Annotated in this window: 8 protein-coding genes and 1 pseudogene; 5 read left to right on the top strand and 4 right to left on the bottom strand. The window is 73.1% G+C overall.

Annotation, left to right across the window (positions count from 1 at the left end):
* The first annotated feature begins 354 nt into the window (after positions 1 to 354).
* Together ACZ37P_RS10550 and ACZ37P_RS10545 are read left to right on the top strand one after the other, a co-directional pair.
* A pseudogene (locus tag ACZ37P_RS10550) lies at positions 355 to 1,058 on the top strand (IS5 family transposase).
* A gap of 42 nt (positions 1,059 to 1,100) precedes the next feature.
* Positions 1,101 to 1,568, top strand: coding sequence for a hypothetical protein (locus ACZ37P_RS10545; protein ID WP_467346010.1), 468 nt, complete (start codon positions 1,101 to 1,103; stop codon positions 1,566 to 1,568).
* Positions 1,569 to 1,735: 167 nt separating this feature from the next.
* Here the strand turns inward: ACZ37P_RS10545 and ACZ37P_RS10540 are convergent, their stop codons facing one another.
* Positions 1,736 to 2,635 carry an ABC transporter permease gene (locus tag ACZ37P_RS10540; protein WP_467346009.1) on the bottom strand — a complete coding sequence of 300 codons (900 nt, stop codon included), beginning with the start codon at positions 2,633 to 2,635 and terminating at the stop codon, positions 1,736 to 1,738.
* Positions 2,632 to 3,624 (bottom strand): ATP-binding cassette domain-containing protein, encoded by a 993-nt coding sequence (locus tag ACZ37P_RS10535; protein ID WP_391045981.1) that lies wholly within the window; start codon positions 3,622 to 3,624, stop codon positions 2,632 to 2,634. The genes ACZ37P_RS10540 and ACZ37P_RS10535 overlap by 4 nt, the downstream gene beginning before the upstream one ends.
* Before the next feature lie 893 nt (positions 3,625 to 4,517).
* On the opposite strand from ACZ37P_RS10535, the gene ACZ37P_RS10530 reads away from it, so the two are divergent.
* Positions 4,518 to 8,150, top strand: coding sequence for an AfsR/SARP family transcriptional regulator (locus tag ACZ37P_RS10530; protein ID WP_467346008.1), 3,633 nt, complete (start codon positions 4,518 to 4,520; stop codon positions 8,148 to 8,150).
* Positions 8,151 to 8,607: 457 nt separating this feature from the next.
* On the opposite strand, the gene ACZ37P_RS10525 is transcribed toward ACZ37P_RS10530, so the two are convergent.
* Positions 8,608 to 8,802: a hypothetical protein gene (locus tag ACZ37P_RS10525; protein WP_188281614.1), complete on the bottom strand. Its 195-nt coding sequence runs from the start codon at positions 8,800 to 8,802 to the stop codon at positions 8,608 to 8,610.
* On the opposite strand from ACZ37P_RS10525, the gene ACZ37P_RS10520 reads away from it, so the two are divergent.
* Positions 8,774 to 9,463: a hydroxyisourate hydrolase gene (locus ACZ37P_RS10520; protein WP_467346006.1), complete on the top strand. Its 690-nt coding sequence runs from the start codon at positions 8,774 to 8,776 to the stop codon at positions 9,461 to 9,463. The genes ACZ37P_RS10525 and ACZ37P_RS10520 overlap by 29 nt on opposite strands.
* A 10-nt stretch (positions 9,464 to 9,473) precedes the next feature.
* Here the strand turns inward: ACZ37P_RS10520 and ACZ37P_RS10515 are convergent, their stop codons facing one another.
* A complete protein-coding gene (locus ACZ37P_RS10515; protein ID WP_467346004.1) occupies positions 9,474 to 10,892 on the bottom strand; it encodes a condensation domain-containing protein in 1,419 nt (472 codons plus the stop codon).
* An 813-nt stretch (positions 10,893 to 11,705) separates the two neighbouring features.
* Here ACZ37P_RS10515 and ACZ37P_RS10510 point away from each other — a divergent pair.
* Entirely contained in the window at positions 11,706 to 20,606 is an 8,901-nt protein-coding gene (locus ACZ37P_RS10510) for a type I polyketide synthase (protein ID WP_467346003.1), read from the top strand.
* Positions 20,607 to 20,635: the final 29 nt, after the last annotated feature.

Raw genomic sequence — 20,635 nt, 5'->3', positions numbered from 1 at the left:
CCCAGCGGGGCGGTGTCCGAGATCAGGGGTCGACGACGGGAACAATGCGCTCTGGGCCGCTGAGCTACGGGGTTTCACGCCCGGTGGGATTCGAACCCACGTCTCACCATGAACAGTGGAAGTACCCGTTGTCCGCGCACCGGACACCGCCGATGCTGCGCCCCCCGAGATCAGGACGGCCGCGGTTCTGCGGGGTTCGAACCCCGCCCACCGAAGTGGTTCTACCACAGAGAAGTAACCGCGACCTGCGCACCGGGAGGTGCTGTTGTCGATCGTCAGCATAGCCACGCGCCCCGAACGTGCCGACTGATTTAGACGTCGTTTCCTTTGGTGCTGGTTGTCGTTGAGCAGTGCATGACGGATCTGGTGGAACGGTTGGTGCCGGAGGACCTGTGGGTGCTGTTTCGGCGGGTGGTGCCTCCCACCGAGGTCAACCGTCATCAGGGCGGAGGCCGACGGCGGGCAGGTGACCGGGAGGCGCTGGCGGCGATCATCTTCGTGGCAACATCGGGCTGCACCTGGCGGCAGCTTCCGCCGGTCTTCGGCCCGGCCTGGCCTACGGTCTACCGGCGTTTCGCCCAGTGGAGCAAAGCGCGGGTCTGGGCCAGACTCCACCGCGTCATCCTTGAGGAACTGGGCGCTTGCGGTGAGCTGGACTGGTCCAGGTGCGCAGTCGAATCCGTCAGCGTCAGAGCCGCGAAAGGGGGTCTCTGACGGGACCGAATCCGACCGGCCGTGGCAAGAATGGATCGAAGATCCACCTTGTCACCGATCGCAACGGACTGCCCCTCTCCCTCGGAATCTCCGCCGCCAACCTCCACGACAGCCAGGGCCTGATACCGCTCGTGCGCGGCATCCGCCACCGCATTGCCCGCAGGGGCATCGAGTCTTCACAACGCCTGGGGCGGCACCGCTGGGTGGTTGAGCGGACCGATTCCTGGCTGGCCGGCTGCCGCCGGCTCCACTACCGCTACGAACGCACAGCCAAGCACTTCCTCGCCTTCACTGCCATAGCCGCCGCCCTGATCTGCCACCGCCGACTCACACGACGCGCGTAAATTCGCTGGTCAGACGTATTCCTGGGCAGGCAGGATGCCCTCATGGACCAGCTCGCCACAGTCGCCTGGCAGTACGTCGTGCGGTTGATCTTCCCGGAGGACTTGCCGATGGCGGCGGCCCACCTGCTGGCTGACGGATACGACTCTCCCTCGCTGTGTGAACTGGCGGGCCTTTCCCGACGGGCGGAGACAGCAGAGATCGACGAACTCTTCGACCGGGCGATGGCGGAACTCGGAGTCCGGATCCCCGATGGCGAGACCGCTGAGCGCTGTCTCCTGCACCACATGGCGACACGGCTATGCGCCGGTGCAGTATCGCCGAGGGTCGCAGCGGCTCGAATCTGGCAGGGGCTCGCGTCGCAGACGAAGGCCGAGCGTGAATTCGTCCAGGCCGTGGGCGAGGAGTACTACCTCGACTACCTGTCTCCTGAAGGCCTCCGAGCCTGGGAGAACGCCGTACTCCTCACAGCACAGACCCTGGCCCAGGCCGCGTTTCCAGTCGCAGAGTGACCGAAGCCCCCAAGACGCCTGTCGCCAAATCGGCTCACACAGCCATAAGAAACGACGTCTAAGCCGCGCGGGCCGCACCGGCCGCGGCTCGCGGGTCCGTAAACCCGTCCGCCCGTGGGTCCGTAAACCCGTCCACCAGTAGGTCCGTAAACCCGTCCGTCCGTGGGTCAGGACAGCACGCGGTGCCGGAAGTTGCGCAGGCCCAGGGTGAGGAAGACGGCGCAGGCGGCGATCAGGACCGGGTAGACGGCGAAGAGCGACATGTGGGTGGACTCGGTGAAGGCGGCGCGCATGCCCTCGGTGATGTAGATGAGCGGGTTGACCAGGACCAGGATCTGGAGCCAGTGGAAGCCGCCGAGGTGGACGAGGGAGAGCTTCGTCCACTGGTAGTAGGTGCCGCCGAGGAAGACCAGGGGCAGGACGACGAAGCCGAACATGACGCCGATGTTCTGCGGCTGGAAGGTGGTGCCGAGCATCAGGCCGAGCGAGGTCATGGCGACGCAGGCGAGCGGGATCAGGGTGACCACGATCCACCAGTGGACGGTGAGATGGGCGTGGACGCCGGGCGCGTGGACGACCGCGGCGATCGGGAAGACGATGACCGCCGAGATCAGGGCCTGGACGGCGCCGGACAGCACGCGGGCGACGGCGACCAGCCAGATCGGGCAGGGCGCCTGCACCCGGTCCTCGATCTCGCGGGTGTAGCCGAACTCCTGTGACATCTGGATCGCGACGGACTGGATGCCCTGGAACATGATGCTGATGGCGACGACGCCGGGCACGAGGACGGTGGCGAAGTCCGACTCGCCCGCCGAGCCCCCGGCGCCGCCGATGCCCTGCCCGATGGTGGGGAAGACGTAGAGGAAGACGAAGACCAGCAGGAACGGCTGGACGAGTGTCCGGGCGACGAACTGCCCGAAGCTCTTCCACAGCACCCGCAGGTCCCGCCGGACGAGCGCGCCGAGGGCGGTACGGCTGGCGGCGGCCACGGAACGGCTCGGCCGTACGGTGACCGGGCGGTGCGTCGGGGACAGCGGCTGCGAGGGTCCGGCCGGTGGTGCGGTCATTCCCTCAGCTCCTTGCCGGTGAGGCTGATGAACACGGTCTCCAGGGAGCTGCGCACGATCGACAGGTCGACCAGTTCGAAGCCGCCCCGCTCGGTGCTGGCGACCACGCGCGGCAGCAGGCGTTCGTCGCCCTGGACCTGGAGTTCGACGCCGCCGTCGACCAGCCGGGTGCGGACGGCGCCCTCGATGTCCCGGGTGAGGCGGGCGGCGAGGGCTTCGTGGTCGCCACTGGCCAGTACGGTGACGATGGTGTCGGCGCCGACTCCCTGCTTGAGGGCTTCCGGTGTGTCGAGGGCGAGGATCTTCCCGTGGTCGATGATCGCCACCCGGTCGCAGAGCTGGTCGGCCTCTTCCATGTTGTGCGTGGTGAGCACGATGGTCTGGCCGTCGGCGATGAGCCCGGCCAGGATCTCCCACAGCGCGAGCCTGCTCTGCGGATCGAGACCGGCCGTCGGTTCGTCCAGGAAGAGGACGGCCGGGCGGTGCATGATCGCGCGCGCCACCAGCAGCCGCTGCGCCATGCCGCCCGACAGGTTGCCCACAGGAGAGGCGGCCCAGCGCGACAGACTGAAGCGTTCCAACGACTCGTCGGCCAGTTCGCGCGACCGTCCGGCGGAGATCCCGAACAGCAGCCCGTGGTAGTAGAGGTTCTCCCACACCGTCAGCGAGCGGTCCAGGGTGTTCTGCTGCGTCACGACCGCGATGACCTGCTTGGCCAGCGCGGGCTGCGCGACGACGTCGATGTCCCCGACGTACGCTTTCCCGCCGGTGGGGACCACGCGCGTGGCGAGCATGCCGATGGTGGTGGTCTTCCCCGCGCCGTTGGGTCCGAGGAGTCCGAAGAACTCCCCGGCGTAGACCTCGAGGTCGAGGCCGTCGACCGCCATGACGGGCGCTTTGGGATACCGCTTGGTGAGCCCGACCGTACGGATCACCGGGGGCCGTCCGCCGCCGGGGCCCGTCCGCTCCACCGCCGCCTCAACCGCCATGTCCCACCTCCCGGCTCCGCTCGACCCGCATGCCCGTCCGCCGTCCGGCCCGCGCCCGTCGGCTGCCCGATCCGTGCGCCCGCTGCTCTCGTCATCGAAACACGCCCCCGTCCGCGCGGCCCGCGACAACGGTCCGACCGGGGGACGTCGGCCGACGCGGGCGGGGGCGTTTATGATGATCGCGAAAAGCGGACCACCCGCCTCCCGGCGGGGTCCCCGACCGCCGTCGCGGGGGCTGTGAGCGGCCCGAGGAGCGGGGCCGGGGAACAGGACCGGCGCATATGCCCAATGGCCGCGGATTCCCGAAGTGGCAGTACACGGTTGCGAAGAGCCAGTAAAGGACCCATTCGGGAAACTCGTACAGGATTCAAGGGAATGACGGCGTGAATTTATTCATTCTCACACCATCCGGGTGTTCTGAACATTGATCCGGAGGCGGCCAATAGGGTCTCCGGCGGGTCCGGCCGAGGGCCGCGGGCCGGGCGGGCAGGGGGGACAGCGCATGACCGATACCCCACGGGCGGACATACCGGATTCGCAGCCGGAACGTCGCCGTATGTGACGGGGAAAGACGGACAGGACGCTACTTACGGGGAGTGTCGCGACACAAGGCGGCGGGTCGGCGCGCGGCGGGGATCGGCGCCGAAGTGCGGCCCCGGGAGGAAGTCGATGACGCACTCATGTCACACGCGCCCCACTCACCCCAGTGGCTCTCTTCGAAATCAACCATGCTGCTATGGACATCTTGATTTGTGCTGCGTCATGAATGAGAATTCGTCCAATTGAGCGGCACGGAGTACACGCAATAGAGGCCCGCCGCGCACACCGGGGCCTCGCGCGGCGGGACAGCGCACTCACCCGCTCCGTTACCGACAGTAGCCGGGGGTAAATCGTTGGAGTTCTGCATACTCGGGCACCTCGAAGTCTCGGCGAACGGGCGCCCGGTGCAACTCGGCGGTGCCCGCGAGCGGACGGTACTGGCGATGCTGCTCATCGAGGCCGGTCATGTGATCCCGGTGGAACGGCTCATCGACGCCGTGTGGGGCGACGACCCGCCGGCGACCTCGCGCGGGCAGATCCAGATCTGTATCTCCAACCTGCGGCGGCGCATCCTCGCGGGCGGCGGCGAGGACCTGATCGAGACCCGACGGCCCGGCTATCTGCTGCGGGTCCCCGCGGGCACACTCGACCTGCACCGGTTCGAGGCCGAAGTCCACGAAGGGCAGGCGGCGTTGGCGGCCGGGGACCCGGCCGGGTCGGCCCGCATCCTGCGGGACGCGCTGCAACTGTGGCGCGGTCCCGCGCTCGCCGACGTGGACAGCACGCTGGTGCAGCAGGGAGTGGGGCGGCTCAACGAGCGGCGGCTCGCCGTGCTCGGCGAGAGTCTGAAGTCCGGGCTGATCGCGGGTGAACAGCACCGGCTGATCGGCGAGTTGACGTCCCTCGCGGCCGAGTATCCGCTGCACGAGCACTTCAGGGCGCTCCTGATGATCGCGCTCTACGCGGCGGGGCGGCAGGCGGAGGCGCTGGACGCGTACCGCAAGGTGCGTGAGGAATTGCAGAGCGAACTGGGCATCGACCCGGGCAGTGAACTGCGCGGCCTGCACCGGGCGATGCTCGCCGGTACGTTCTCGCTGCCGGGCGCGGAGCCGGACGAGACGACGTCGGGGCGTTCGACGAGCCGGGACAGCCGGGACCACGACGGTCAGGGGCGTCAGCCGCAGCACCGCGAAGACCAGCGGCGCGACGACCAACACCGGGACGACCAGCGGCGGGAGGACCAGCGGCGCGACGAACAGCGCCGGGACGACCAGCGGCGCGATGATCAAAGGCGCGACGACCCCCGCCGGGACGACTACCGCCGGGACGAACGCCGACGCGACGAACAGCGCCGCGACGAAGACGGGCGGGACGAACACGGGCGGGACGACCCGCGCCGTGACGAATACCGCGCGGACGAACACCGGCGCGACGAACCCCGCCGCGATCAGTGGGACCGCATGGAGCGGGACCGCGACGACCGGTACGGAGACCGGGACGATCCGACGGGCAGCGCGCCCGCGGAGTCGGCCCGGCCGCCCACCTCGGCGGGCGCCCCCATGCCCGGCGCCCGCGCCGACCCGGAGGGCGCCTCGGACCAGGCGCGCGGCCAGGCCGAAGGGCAGTCGCCGCACCAGCCGCCGGCCGAGGAGCCCAAGCGGCGCGCGCCGAGCCTGCTGCCCGCCGACATCCCGGACTTCACCAGCCGCAGCGAGACCGTGAACGACATCGTGCGGCAGATCGGCGGCGACCAGCGCCACCGCAGCGACCAGGCGGTGCCCGTCTGCGTGATCGTCGGACAGGGCGGCGCGGGCAAGACGACGCTGGCCGTGCATGTCGCGCACCTGCTCACCCAGGACTTCCCCGACGGCCAGCTCTTCGCGCACCTGCGGGTCGGCGACCGTCCGGCGAACCCGTCCGACATCCTGGAGCGCTTCCTGCGGGCGCTCGGTGTCGTCGGCCCCAGCCTGCCCAAGTCCCTTGAGGAACGCGCCGAGCTCTTCCGCGACCTGGTCAGCGGGCGGCACGTACTGGTCGTGCTGGACGACGCCATGACGGAGCGTCAGGTCACCTGGCTGCTGCCCGGAAGCGCCGACTGCTCGGTGATCGTGACGAGCCGTCAGCGGCTCACCGGACTGCCCACCGCGGGCCGGGTGGAGATCGGCGCGCTCAGCGAGAGCGGGGCCGCCGCGCTGCTCGCCCGCTACATCGGTGAGGCGCGGGTGGTCGCGGAGGCGGAGAGCGTCACCGAACTCTCCCAGCTCTGCGGCCGGTTGCCGCTGGCGTTACGGATCTCGGCGGCGCGGCTGGCGGCCCGTCCGCACTGGAGCGTCGCCGACCTCGTCGACCGGCTGCTCGACGAGTCCCGCAGGCTGGACGAGTTGAACCACGGTGAGATGCAGGTCAGGGCCAGCATCTCGCTGACGTACGACAGCCTGCCGGACGACGCCCGGCTGCTCTTCCGCCGTCTCGCCCTGCTCGACGTGCCCAACTTCGCGGCCTGGGTGGGCTCCCCGCTGCTCCAGGTCGACGTGCTGCGCGCGCAGGAGGCGCTCGAAGTCCTCGCGGAGGCGTATCTGATCGACGCCACGCCAGGTCCCGGCGGCCATGTCCGCTACAGCTTCCACGACATCATGCGGCCCTTCGCGCAGGAGCGGCTGGCGGAGGAGAGTTCCGAGGAGCGGCTGGGCGCGCTGGAGCGCTGGCTCGGCGCGCTGCTGTCGCTGACCGGTGAGGCGCACCGCCGCGAGTACGCGGGCGGCTATCTGGAACGGCGCAGTTCGGCGGAGCGCTGGCGGCTGCCCGACCGGCTGGTGGAGCGGCTGCTGTCCGACCCGCTGGCCTGGTACGAGCAGGAGCGTACGTCGATCGTGGCGGCCGTGCGGCAGGCGTCGGCGGCCGGACTGGTCGAGCACTGCTGGGACCTGGCGCTCAGCTCGGTGACGCTCTTCGAGGCGTACTCGTACTTCGGCAACTGGCGCGAGACGCACGAGATCGCGCTCAAGGCGGCCTGCCGGGCGGGCGATCAGCACGGCGAGGCGGCGATGCGCTACTCGCTGGGCTCACTGCACATGTTCGAGCAGAGCACGGACCCGGCGATGCGGCAGTTCGAGCGGGCGCACACGCTCTACCACGAACTCGGCGACGAGCACGGCGCGGCGCTCGTACTGCGCAACATGGCCTATCTGGACCGGCTGACCGGTGACATCGCGTCGGCGCAGGAGCGGTGGGAGGAGGCGCTGGGCGTCTTCCAGGTCACCGGCGACCGGATCGCCGAGGCGCACGTCCTGCACAACATGGCCCAGGTGCACGTGGACTGCGGTGAAACGGCCACGGCGCTGCGGCTGTTGGAGCGCGCCGAGGCGATCTGCCACGAGGTCGGCAACCGCCGGGTCACCGCTCAGGTGCAGAACCGGCTGGGCGCGCTGCACCTGCGGGTCGGGCGGCTGGACGACGCGCATGTCGCCTACACGCGTGTGCTGGACAGTGTGCGGGTGACCGGCGACAAGGTCGGCGAGTGCTACGCGCTGCTGGGTCTGGCGACGGTCGACCTGCGCCGCGGCGAGCCGGGTTCCGCGCGGGCGATGCTGACCGAGGCGCTCGAACTGGCGGTACAGGCCGGCGCCCGCATGGTGGAGAGCCGGATCGCGCTGGCGCTCGCCGAGGCGCTGCTCACCTCGGACGTCGAGGCGGCGCCGGAGTACGTCGAGCGCGCGCTGACCGGCTTCGAGGCGATCGGCGCGACGTTGGACAAGGCGCGCGCGATGGTGCTGCGCGGCCGGGTGCACGCGGCGTCCGGCCGTCCGCAGGGCGCGCGTGCCGACTGGCAGGCGGCGGCGGGCATGCTGACCGGGCTGCGGACGGACAAGGGCGGTGTCGCGCTGGTCGAGGAGGTGCGGCGGCTGCTGCGTACGCTGGCCGACGGGGGCGCCGACGCGGGTGTCGCGGCGGCGCAGCTTCCGGCGGAGGCCGAGCTGCACAGCTGAACGGCTAAGGAGTCGCCGGGGAGTTGGGGGAACGCCAGCTCCCGGCAGGGGGCCTGCCGGGTCGGCGGTGTTTCCGGTCGGCGTGAAGGTGCGGCCGACCGGGCGTCGTGGAGCGGGGGCGCCCGCCGGTGCGGGCAGGGAGAATCCGGGCAGCCGGTAGCACCGGGTGTCACGGGGTGGAAGGCGCCCAGCCGTGTGGGCGGCCCGGGGTCACGGGCGTCATGATGCGGAGGTACCCGAGAGCGCGGGCGGGTGGGGGTGCCGGATCTCCGTCGGTGCGGGATGCCCGTGTCGGCACGGGCTTCGTGGGGAGACGATTCGCCGGATCGAACCGGGGCGCCGTGAGAGAGGGCTCATCCGGCCGACCGAGCGGCGGTCGTCGTGGGGTGGAGCTGGGGAAGCGGTGGTGCGCGGTGCGGTGGTACGGGGTGCCGGGCCGCGAGGGCCGCGGCGGAGGTCAGTCCCAGATGGTGTTGTCCGTGGAGGCGGTGGGGGTGGGGGTCGGCTTCGGCGTTCCGCCGTCGACACGTACGACCGAGGTGTGGCCGTTCGTGGACGAGTGCGTCGAGGTGACCGCGACGGCGACGCCGCCCGTGAGGGTGACGAGCAGGGCGGCGGCGGTGATGCTGCGGCGGAAGGCGCGAACCGTCATGATGCCATCTCCAAGTCTGTGGGGCCGCCGGTTCAGGTGTCCCGGTGGCTCGATGACTTCATGGTTCGGTGGACCGCTTTCGGTCCGTCCTCGCCCGGCTATCACGGTCGCTATCACGTCGCTCTCACCCGACCGCCGCAGGTCGGCGCGGGGCTCGGCGCGGCGGTCCGGCTCTCGCCCCGCCCTCGTTTCGCTATCGTCGGGGGCCGCCGGTCCTATCGTCCCGGGCCGCCGGAGCGATGGCGGAACGATAGGGGCATCCCCCAACGTCGTGGCCACCCAGGCGCGACACCGCAAAAGGCGCGCCCGAACCCGGAGGCGGGACCCCGTGAGTCTTTGCGTGCACATCGTGGACAGTGCGTTCGGCGTACCGGCAGCGGACGTCGACGTCCTGCTGCGCCAGCCCGCCGGAGACGACTGGCGTGAGCTGGTGCGCGGGCGCACCGGTCAGGACGGCCGGCTGGCGATGCTCGGTGACCGGAACATCCAGCCGGGCATCTACCAGGTGGTCTGCGACCTGGACGCGTACTACGCCGTCCTCGGCTCGCTGCCCCTGCATCCCCGGGCCATCGTCGAGTTCCGGGTGACCGAGTCCGACGCGGACATCCACCTGCCGATCGTGGTCTCCACGCACTCCTTCCTGAGCTACCGCGGCGCCTGAGGCACCACGACTACCCCTTGGCGAGGGCCGGTTGACGCGGGAACAGATCGGCTCCCAGCTCCCCCCTCGCCCGTCCGTCGTCCAGCAGGGCGCCGACCGTGGCCTCCGGCTCGGTGGCCGCGCGCAGCGCCCCGAGCGCGATGGTCCGCAGGACGGCGGTGACATCCTCCTCACCGAGCACGTCGGGGTCGGACCGCAGCGTCAGCTCCACCTGGTGAGCCCCTTCGGCGTTGACCCGGAGATAGAACGGGTGACCCGCCTCGCGGGCCGGGGGCGTCCAGGTCAGGGACGCGCCGGACGGGACATCGGCCCGGTCCCGCGCCGGTACGGGCGGCGGTGACGATGCCGACGGTACGTCGGCGGACGGCTCCGATTCCGCCACGTAGTTGAACCAGCAGTCGTGGACGAAGAGCGAGCCGTCCGGCCCCGGTGCCTCGGCGGCCAGCCGCGCCGCCGCGTCGACGTCGTAACTGCCGTGGCGGTAGGCCAGCAGCGAGCTGAGATGCGCGCGCTTGAGGAAGCCGGACAGCGGCGCGTCCGGGTCCACCGCGCAGAGCAGCGGCACCAGTTGGTTCATGGTGCTGACGACGGGCTGCCACAGCGGGTCGAAGCGGTTGGCGCACATCAGGCTCAGCATGATCCGGTTCCGGGACAGCACTCCGGAAAGGGCCGCGCCGGTCAGCGCGGTCAGAACGCTCTGCGGCGACACCCGGTGTGCGGAGGCGGCGTCCGCGACCAGCGCGGCGAGCCGCGGGGAGCGCAACGTCGCCTGGATGCGGCGCTCGTCGGGACCGGGCGTCCGGGCGGGCAGATTGCTCAGCGGGCCGCCCGCCAGGATCTTCTTCCAGTACTTCTCGGCGCCGCGGCGGTGGCCCGCCCAGGCGTCGCCGTGCTGGAGGACGGCCAGCTCGCGCGGCGCGGGCCCCGGCCGGCCGTCGGCCGCCGGGTCCCCGCCGCCCCTGGCCGCCAACTCCTTGAGCTGCCTTTCCAGTTCGCGGATCGCCCAGACGTCCACCACCATGTGCGACATCGACACGGCCAGATAGCGGGGGCGGCCCGCGGCGCATATCAGCGTGCCGTGCCAGCCGGGGTCGCCGACGACGGGGAAGGGCCGCGCGTACAGCTCGCGCAGCACCCGCGCGCCGTCCTGCGGGGTCACCGACGGCAGGTCCAACCGGTCCAGCCGGAGCGGGACTTCGGGGTGGACGCGCTGGAAGGGCCGGCCGTCGGCATCGGTGTGGAACGTCGTCCGCAAGCTGTCGTGACGGTACGTCAGGACGCGCAGGGCACGGTCGATCGCGGGCGCCTGAAGTCCCTCGACGTCCCACAGGGCGGGGACGTTCACCTCCATCAGCCGGTCGGTGGCGAAGGTTTCTATCGATCGCCAGGTCGACAACTGGCCGAAGGTGAGCGGGGCGTCGACGGGCATGGTCCCTCCGTGGCATGAGGTGGGGCACGAGGCGTGGCGTGAGGCGGTGGTCCGGCGTGGCGTGAGGCGGTGGTCCGGCGTGGCGTGAGGCGGTGGCGCGGCGCGAGGTGAGGCGCCGACGGGGTTTCGGGGCGGCGGTCGGACGGCGGTCACGCGGCAGTCGTGCGGCGGTCGTGCGCCGAAAAGCGGTCGGTGATCGGTGGTCGGCGGGCTGCGGTCTGCGGGCTCCGGGCCGCGGTACGGGTTCGCGTACGGCCGTACGGCCCCTCCCCCCGCGCCCGTCGGCGCGGGGAGGAAGGTGACGAGCCGCGCGGCGCGTGGAACGCGACGGCTCAGCGACAGACGGTGCCGCGCGCGTGGCTCACGGCCGTGCAGACGACCCGGGTGCAGACCACCCGCGTACAGACCACCTTGCGCATTTGCTTCACCTCCTCCCGCACATCGCTCCTGACGGTTTTCCGGCGGCCCTTTCGCCGCATCACACACTTATTCATGGGTCGCTTCTCCTTGTCCATACGCGCGCGTTGGCATCAAGTTCGCGGTATTCCCTGCCACCGCGTTCGGAGCGAACTTCCTTGACCCGCCAGGGCCGTGGAGTCCACGCTTCTGCCATGCCCGGAACAGCCGGGGCCACCGGTGAAGACCACGCCGGCCGCCCCGGTCGTATTTCCCGGTCCTGAGCAGCGGAATGCGTTTACCGAACCGTCAGGGCCCGCGAAGAGAAACACGAAGAAGAAATTCACGGCAATGCGCCGCAGTGCGTGCGATGCCGGGCGATGCGTTCTGGAACAGCCAATCCTCGAAAGGTGGGTCATGTCCGCTCTGACTGAACGGTCCACGGCCGCGGAGCCGGTCGCCGTCATCGGCATGTCCTGCCGGCTGCCCGGCGCGAAGAGCCCCGAGGAGTTCTGGCGGCTGCTGAGCGAAGGCCGCGAAGCGGTCGGCGAGGCCCCGGCGGACCGGCGCCAGACGGACGGTACGGCGGGATCGACGGCGGCCGGTGCCGCGGACGGCTCGGGCCGGGCCGGGCGCGGCGGATACATCGCCGACGTGGACCGTTTCGACGCCGCCTTCTTCGGTCTCTCCCCGGCCGAGGCCGCGGCGATGGACCCGCAGCAGCGGCTCGTCCTGGAGCTGGCGTGGGAGGCGATCGAGCACGCCCGGATCGTCCCCTCGACCCTGCACGGCACGGCGGCCGGAGTCTTCATCGGCGCCATCACCGGCGACTACGCGCTGGTCCACGACCGGCTCGGCGGCCAGGGGATCAGCAGGCACAGCGTCACCGGCACCCACCGCAGCATCATCGCCAACCGGGTCTCGCACCTGCTCGGCCTGCGCGGCCCCAGCCTCACCGTCGACTCCGGCCAGTCCTCCGCCCTGGTCGCCGTGCGGCTGGCCTGCGAGGAGCTGCGTCGCGGCACCGCGCGGACGGCGCTGGCGGGCGGAGTGAACCTGAATCTGCTCGGCGAGAGCGACCGGGCCCTGGAGCGCTTCGGCGCCCTGTCCCCCGACGGCCGCTGCCACACCTTCGACAGCCGGGCCAACGGTTACGTACGCGGCGAGGGCGGCGGTGTGGTGCTCCTCAAGCCGCTGTCGGCCGCGCTCGCCGACGGCGACACCGTGCACTGCGTCATCCTCGGCGGCGCCGTCAACAGCGGCACAGGAGAGCACCTGACCGTTCCCGACCCCGAGGCGCAGCGCGAGGTCGTCCGGCTGGCCTGCCGCGACGCGGGAGTCGCGCCCGCCGAGATCGCGTACGTGGAGCTGCACGGCACCGGTACGGCGGTCGGCGACCCGATCGAGGCGGCCGGTCTCGGGGCCTCGCTGGAGACCGAGTCCCGGGTGGCGCACGGCGCCCCGCCGCTGCTGGTCGGCTCGGCCAAGACCAACGTCGGCCACCTGGAGGGCGCGGCCGGCATCGTCGGTCTGCTGAAGGTGGCGCTCAGCATCGGCCACCGCACGCTCCCGCCCAGCCTCAACTTCACGTCGCTCCACCCGGCCATCGCGGCCGAGCAGCAGGGCATCGAGGTGGTCACCGCCGCCCGTCCGTGGCCCGGCTCCCCCGACAGCCGCCCGACCGCGGGCGTCAGCGCCTTCGGTATGGGCGGTACCAACTGCCACCTGATCCTGGCGGCGGCGCCCGAGACCGCGCCGAACGGGACTGCGGCGCCCCAGACCGTGCCGAACGAGACCGCGCCGAACGAGACCGTGGCGCCCCGGACCGTGCCGAACGAGACCACGCCGGACGAGACCGTCGCGGACGACAGCCCCGAGGTCCGCCGCGACTGCGACGCCGACGCGGCCCCGACCGCCCCCTGGCTCCTGTCGGCCCGCTCCCCGCACGGCCTGACCGCCCAGGCGGACCGGCTCGCCGCCCACCTCGCCACGCGCCCCGACGTACCGGCGCGGGACGTCGCGCTGTCCCTGCTGCGCACCCGCTCGGCCTTCGACCACCGCGCCGTCGTCCTCGGCGCGGGCCGCCCCGAACTGGACACACTGCTCGGCGAGTTGGCGGCGGGCCGACCCCACAGCGAGGTCGTCACCGGGCACACCGCGACCGGCGGCGTGGGATTCGTCTTCCCGGGCCAGGGCTCCCAGTGGTGGGGCATGGCGCGCGAACTGCTGGAGATCGACGGCCCGTTCGCCGACCGGATCGCCGAGTGCGCCCGCGCGCTGGCCCCGTACACCGACTACGACTTGGTGGACGTGGTGCGCGGTGCGCCCGGCGCGCCCGGCTTCGAGCGGCTCGACGTGGTGCAGCCCGCGCTGTGGGCCGTGATGGTCTCGCTCGCCGAGGTGTGGCGCGCGGCCGGGGTCGAACCGGACTTCGTCATCGGCCACTCGCAGGGCGAGATCGCCGCCGCGACCGTCATCGGCGCGCTCTCCCTGGACGACGGGGCCCGTGTGGTGGCCCTGCGCAGCCAGGTGCTGCTCCAGGTCACCGGCGGCCGGATGCTGTCGGTGTCCGCGCCGCTCGCCATGGTCGAGGAACGGCTGGCGGCCTACGGGGCGGCGACCCTCAGCGTGCTCAACAGCCCCACCTCCGCGGTCGTCTCCGGACCGCTGGACACGCTCACCGAGCTGGCCGCGAGCTTCGACGCCGACGGCTTCCGCACCAAGGTCCTCAAGATCGACTACGCCTCGCACTCCCCCGCCGTGGAAGTCATCCGCGAGCAGGTGCTCGACGTGCTCGCACCGGTCCGGCCGGTCGCCGTCGACACCCCCTTCTACTCCTCGCTGACCGGCGGCCGGGTCGAGGACACCTCGGAGCTCGACGGCGACTTCTGGTACCGCAATCTGCGCCACGCCGTCCGTTTCACCGACGCCACCCGCTCCGCGCTCGCCGACGGCAACGGCCTGTTCGTCGAGTGCAGCCCGCACCCGGTGCTGCGGCACGCGATCGAGGAGACCGCGGAGGAGGCGGGCCACGAGGCCGCCTCCGTGCCCACCCTGCGCCGCGAGGAGGGCGGCCCCGCGCAGGTGCTGCGCGCCCTCGCCGGTGCCTACGTACACGGCGCCGACGTCGACTGGGCGCCCGTCGCGGCCGTACCGGGAGCCCGTACGACGGACCTGCCCACGTACGCCTTCCAGCGCGAGCGGCACTGGCTGGGCGGGGCGCCGATCCTCGGCGCGGCGGCCGGTCCCGGTGCCGCAGGCACCGCGGGACCCTCGGACGCGGCCCCGGCGCCCGTGGCGGTCCGCACTCCCGAGGCCGTACGCGATCTGGTCACCGCGAGCACCGCCGCGGTCCTCGGGCACGCGGACGGCAGCGCGATCGACCCGCGCCGCAGCTTCAAGGACCTCGGCCTGGACTCGCAGGGCACCGTCGAGCTGCGCAACCGGCTCAAGGACGCCACCGGTCTGAAGCTGCCGACGACGCTGCTCTTCGAGTTCCCGACGCCGAAGCGGCTGGCCGAGCGACTGGCGGAGCTGACAGCGCGGTTGACGCCGCTGACGCCCGAGGCGGACGGCGCGGGCGTGCGGCCCGCCCCCAACAGCGTGACCAACGACGGCACTTCCGCCGACACCGCTGCCGACACCGGTACGTCCGCCGGTTCCAGCGTCGACCCCGACGCGCCCGAGCCGATCGCCGTCGTCGCCATGAGCTGCCGCTACCCCGGCGGGGTCAGTACCCCGGAGGAGCTGTGGCAGCTCGTCGCGGACGGCACCGACGCGGTCACCGGGCTGCCCGCCGACCGCGGCTGGGACCTGGACGCACTGCTCGGCGCGGGCCCCGACCGGCCCGGCGCCCTGACCACCGTCGGCGGCGGATTCCTGCACGAGGCACCGGAGTTCGACGCCGCCTTCTTCGGCATCAGCCCCCGCGAGGCGCTCGCGATGGACCCGCAGCAGCGGCTGCTGCTGGAGACGTCGTGGGAGGCCGTCGAGCGGGCGGGCATCGACCCGGCCACGCTCGCCGGGCAGCCGGTCGGCGTCTTCTTCGGCTCGATGGCCTCCGACTACGGCCCCCCGCTGCACCGGCCGAACGGCGGCGGTGACGGCCACCTGCTCACCGGTACGGCGCTCAGCGTCATCTCCGGCCGGGTCGCGTACACCCTCGGCCTGCGCGGCCCCGCGCTGACCGTCGACACGGCCTGCTCGTCCTCCCTGGTCGCCCTGCACCTGGCGGTCCGCGCCCTGCGCGGCGGCGAGTGCCCGATGGCGCTGGCGGGCGGCGTGACGGTGATGTCGACGCCCGGCAATCTGGTGGAGTTCAGCAGGCAGCACGGACTCGCCGCGGACGGCCGGGCCAAGGCGTTCTCGGCCGACGCGGACGGCACGTCCTTCTCCGAGGGCGCGGGGGTGCTGCTGCTGGAGAAGCTCTCCGACGCCCGCCGCAACGGCCACCCGGTGCTCGCCGTCATCCGCGGCACCGCCGTCAACCAGGACGGTGCGAGCAACGGCCTCACCGCACCCGACGGTCAGGCCCAACGCGCCCTCGTGCGCCAGGCGTTGGCCGACGCGCGGCTCACGGCCGACGACGTCGACGCCATCGAGGCGCACGGCACCGGCACCTCCCTCGGCGACCCCGTCGAGGCCAACGCGCTGATCGACACCTACGGCAGCGCCCCGGGCGGCGGCGACCCCGCCGCCGCGCGACCGGTCTGGCTCGGCTCGGTGAAGGCCAACATCGGTCACACGCAGGCCGCCGCGGGTGTGGCGGGCGTCATCAAGATGGTGCAGGCGCTGCGCCACGAGACGCTGCCGCGCACGCTGCACGCCGACGAGCCGACGCCGCGCGCCGACTGGGACGCTGGACGGATCAGGCTGCTCACCGAGCAGCGGGCCTGGCCGCGCGGGGAGCGGGTCCGCAGGGCCGCCGTCTCCTCCTTCGGCATCAGCGGCACCAACGCCCACGTGGTCGTGGAGGAACCGGCCGCGGCCGACCTTCCCGCCGAGCGGACGGACCGTCAGGAAACTCCTGCACAGAGCCTGTTGGCCTGGCCGGTCACCGCCCGCACCCCCGAGGCGCTGCGGCACCAGGCCCAGCGGCTGACCGGCGCCGTCGCCGACAGGCGTCCCGAGGACGTCGCCCGCACGCTGGCCGGCCGTACCGTCTTCGAGCAGCGCGCCGTCGTCCTCGGCGCCGGAACCGACGAGCTGATCGCGGGGGTGCGCGCCCTCGCCGACGGCGACCCGGCCGGGCCCGGCACCGTCTCCGGTGCGGCCAGGGGCCGCGCCCGGACGGCGCTGCTCTTCACCGGGCAGGGCGGTCAGCGGCTCGGCATGGGACGCGAACTGCACGCCGCCTTCCCGGTGTTCGCGGCGGCGTACGACGAGATCTGCGCGGCCTTCGACCCCTACCTCGACCGCCCGCTGCGCGAGGTGCTGTGGGCCGAGCCCGACGGACCCGACGCGGTCCTGCTGGACGAGACCCGCTACACCCAGCCCGCGCTCTTCGCCTTCGAGACGGCCGCGTGGCGGCTGCTGCGCTCCCTCGGCGTCGAGGCCGACGTCGTGGCGGGGCACTCGGTCGGCGAGTACGCGGCGGCCTGCGCGGCCGGGGTGTGGCAACCGGCCGACGCCGTACGGCTGGTGGCCGCGCGCGGCCGGCTGATGCAGGAACTCCCGCGCGGCGGAGCGATGTTCGCCGTCGCAGCGAGCGAGGAGGAGATCCGCGGCACGCTGGCGGAGCCGCGGTACGCGGCGCGGGCCGTGGGCCTGGCCGCCGTCAACGGCCCACTGAGCTGCGTGATCTCCGGCGAGGAGCAGACCTGCGAGGCCATCGCGCGGCAGTGGGCCGACGCGGGCCGCCGCACCAAGCGGCTCACCGTCAGCCACGCCTTCCACTCGCCGCTGATGGACCCGATGCTCGACGCCTTCCGGCGGGAGATCGCCGCGACCACCCTCGCCGAACCCCAACTCCCCTACGAGGCCGCCCTGGGCGCCGACCGCTCCTGGACCGACCCCGCCTACTGGGTGGACCAGATCCGGGACACGGTGCTCTTCGCGCCGGTCGTGGACCGGCTGGCCGCCGCCGGTACCGGCGTGCTGTTCGAGGTCGGACCGCAGGCGGTGCTCACCCCGATGGCCCGCGAGAGCTTGGCCGGGCGGCCCGGCAGCGTCGTACCGCTGGTCCGGCGCGGCCGGGACGAACAGGACGCGCTCCTGCGGGGCCTGGCCGAGGCGTTCGCCGCCGGAGCCACCGTCGACTGGGCCGCCACCGCGGCGGACGGCGCCCGTACCGAGCTGCCCACCTACGCCTTCGACCGGCGCCGGTTCTGGCTCACCGACGCGGGGCCCGACGCGGGCTCGACCGCCCGCACCTCGCTGCTGCGCCGCGCGACCACCGTCGCGGCCGACGGCGGCCACCTGCTCGGCGGACGGCTCTCGCTGCGCTCCACGCCGTGGCTGGCCGACCACGCCATCGGCGGCACCGCCGTCGTCCCCGGTACGGCGCTGGTCGAATGCGCCCTCCAGGCGGCGGAGTTGGCCGGGGCCGAGGCGGTCGGCGGACTCACCCTGCTCACCCCGCTGGTCCTGCCGCCACTGGGCGCGGTCGAGGTCCAGGTCGCCGTGGGCGGCGAGGACGCGGACGGGCGGCGCGCGCTGACCGTGCACGCCAGGCCCGCCGACGACACCGACGCGCCGTGGACGGCGCACGCCACCGGCCACCTGACGGCCTCGGCGGACGCCGCCCCCGACGACGGCTGGGCCGCGGTCTGGCCGCCGGCCGGAGCCGAGGCGGTCGACCTCACCGACGTGTACGGGCGGCTCGCCGCCGCGGGTTACGGCTACGGCCCCGCCTTCCAGGGCCTCACCGGCGCCTGGCGTGCGGGCGACGACCTCTACGCGGAGGTCCGGCTGCCCGAGGACGTACGGTCCGCCGCCGCCGACTTCGCCGTGCACCCGGCCCTGCTCGACGCCGTCCTGCACATCCTCGTCCTGGAGGCCAGGAACGCCTCGTCGGCGGGCCGCCCTGTCCCCTTCTCCTTCACGTCCGTCACCGTCCCCGCGCCCGGAACCGACGCCCTGCGCGTACGGCTCACCGCGAGCGACGCCTCCGGCGACGGCACCCGGATGTCCCTGTGCGACACGGCGGGACGCCCGGTGGGCGAGGTGACGGTGAGCATGCGCAACGCCCCCGAGGGCTTCGGCCTCACGGCGACCTCGGCCCCCAAGGACATCGGCCTGTACGACATCGCCTGGGTCCCGGCCGCCGCGTCCCCGGCCCCGTCCTCCGAGGACTCAGCGCCCTGGGCGGTGCTCGGCTCCGCCGCCGCCGAACCCGTGGCCGCGGCCCTGCGCTCCTCCGGCCGCCCCGCCTCGGTACTCGCCGACCTCGACACCCCCCGCACGGGCGCGGCCCCGGCCGTCCTGGTCATCCCGGCACCCGAGGACCCGGCGCACGGGGACCCGACGCCCGAGGGCCCGACATCCGAGGAACCGACGTCCGAGGAACCGGCAGCGTCCGGCGGCCTCCCCTCGACCGTGCGCCGCGTCCTCGCGGACACCCTCGACCTCGTACGGCGACGCGTCGCCGACCCCGAACTGGCCGGCACCCGGCTGCTCTTCCTCGCCGACCCCGACTCGCTGACCGGCGGCCCGCTCTGGGGCCTGATCAGGTCGGCCCAGACCGAGCACCCCGACGCCTTCGCCCTGGCCGACGCGAGCGGTACGGCGCCGGACGAATGGCCGCTGCTGGCAGCCGCGTTGCACCAGGCGGAGCCGCAGACGGCCGTCCGCGACGGCGCCCTGCTGGTCCCCCGGCTCACCCTCCGCGAGACCGAGACCCACACCCACACCGGCACCGGCACCGAGCCGGTCGACGGCGCGCGGACCGTGGACACCCCGGACACCGGAAGCGCCCTCGGCACCGGCACGGTCCTGATCACCGGCGGTACCGGCGGACTCGGCGCGCGCCTCGCCGCGCACCTCGTGGCACGGCACGGCGTGCGGGACCTGCTCCTGGTCTCACGGCGCGGCCCGGCGGCCGAAGGGGCCGACGAGCTGGTCGCCGCGCTCGAAGCGCGCGGCGCGGCCGTACGGGTCGCGGCCTGCGACGTCGCGGACCGGGCGGCGCTGACCGCGGTGCTGGACTCGATCGCGGACGACAAGCCGCTGACCGCGGTGGTGCACACCGCGGGCGTGCTCGACGACGGCGTGGTCGCGCGGCTCGACGGTGAGCGGCTGGGGAATGTGCTGCGGCCCAAGGCGGACGCGGCGTGGCTGTTGCACGAGGCGACGGCGGACCTGCCGCTGGCGGCGTTCGTCCTGTACTCGTCCGTGGCGGGCGTGCTCGGGACCGCGGGGCAGGCGGGTTACGCCGCCGCCAACGGCTTCCTGGACGCGCTGGCCGTCCACCGCAGGGCGGCGGGGCTGCCCGCGACCTCGGTCGCGTGGGGCCTGTGGTCCGCGGAGGCCGGGATGGCCACGGCGCTGAGCGCGGTGGACCAGGCGCGGCTGGCACGGATCGGCACGCTGCCGCTCGGCCAGGAGGAGGGTCTGGCGCTCTTCGACGCGGCGCTGGCCGCCGACCTGGCGGGCGGCCGTACGGTGGCGGCCCGTTGGGACCTGACCGGGCTGCGGGCCCGCGCGGCCTCCAGCGGGTCACCCGTACCGCCGCTGTTGCGCGGCCTGGTGCCGGCGCCGCGCCCGGCACGCCGGACGGCCTCCGTCCGGCCCGCCGCGTCCGGTGCGACGGCGCCCGCGCCCGCCGCGGGTCAGGGCGGGCTCGCCGGGAAGCTGGCGGGGCTCGACCGGGAGGCGGCGCACGCGGTGCTGCTCGACCTGGTCAGGGAGCGCGCCGCGCTCGTCCTCGGGCACGACAGGGCCGACCGGATCGAGGTCGACCGGCCCTTCACGGAGCTGGGCTTCGACTCGCTGGCCGCCGTGGAACTCCAGGAGGGCCTGGGCCGGATGACCGGCGTGCCGCTCCCGGCGACGCTGACCTTCGACCACCCGACCGTCGCGGACGTGGCGGCCCGGCTCGCCGCGGACTTCGCACCGGCCGAGCCCGTACCGGCGGGCGACCGGCTGTGGGGCACCCTCGGCGACGCGCTGTCCGCGCTGCTCGACGGCGGCGCCGCGGCCGAGGGCCCGGCCGACCCCGACGAGCGCGACCGCACCGAGGCGCTGCTCCAGGCGGCGCTGAGCCGGCTGCGCGACGGCGGCGAGGGACCGGGGCGGCTCCTGAGCCCGGCACTGCCGGGCGGCGGCCTCGAAACCGTCTCGGACGAGGACCTCTTCGACTTCATCGACAACCAACTCTGACATTCGCGACAACCCGACTTCGTACTGGA

It is taken from the genome of Streptomyces sp. NPDC024632 (assembly GCF_055559175.1).
This window is presented reverse-complemented; position numbering and strand designations above follow the sequence as displayed.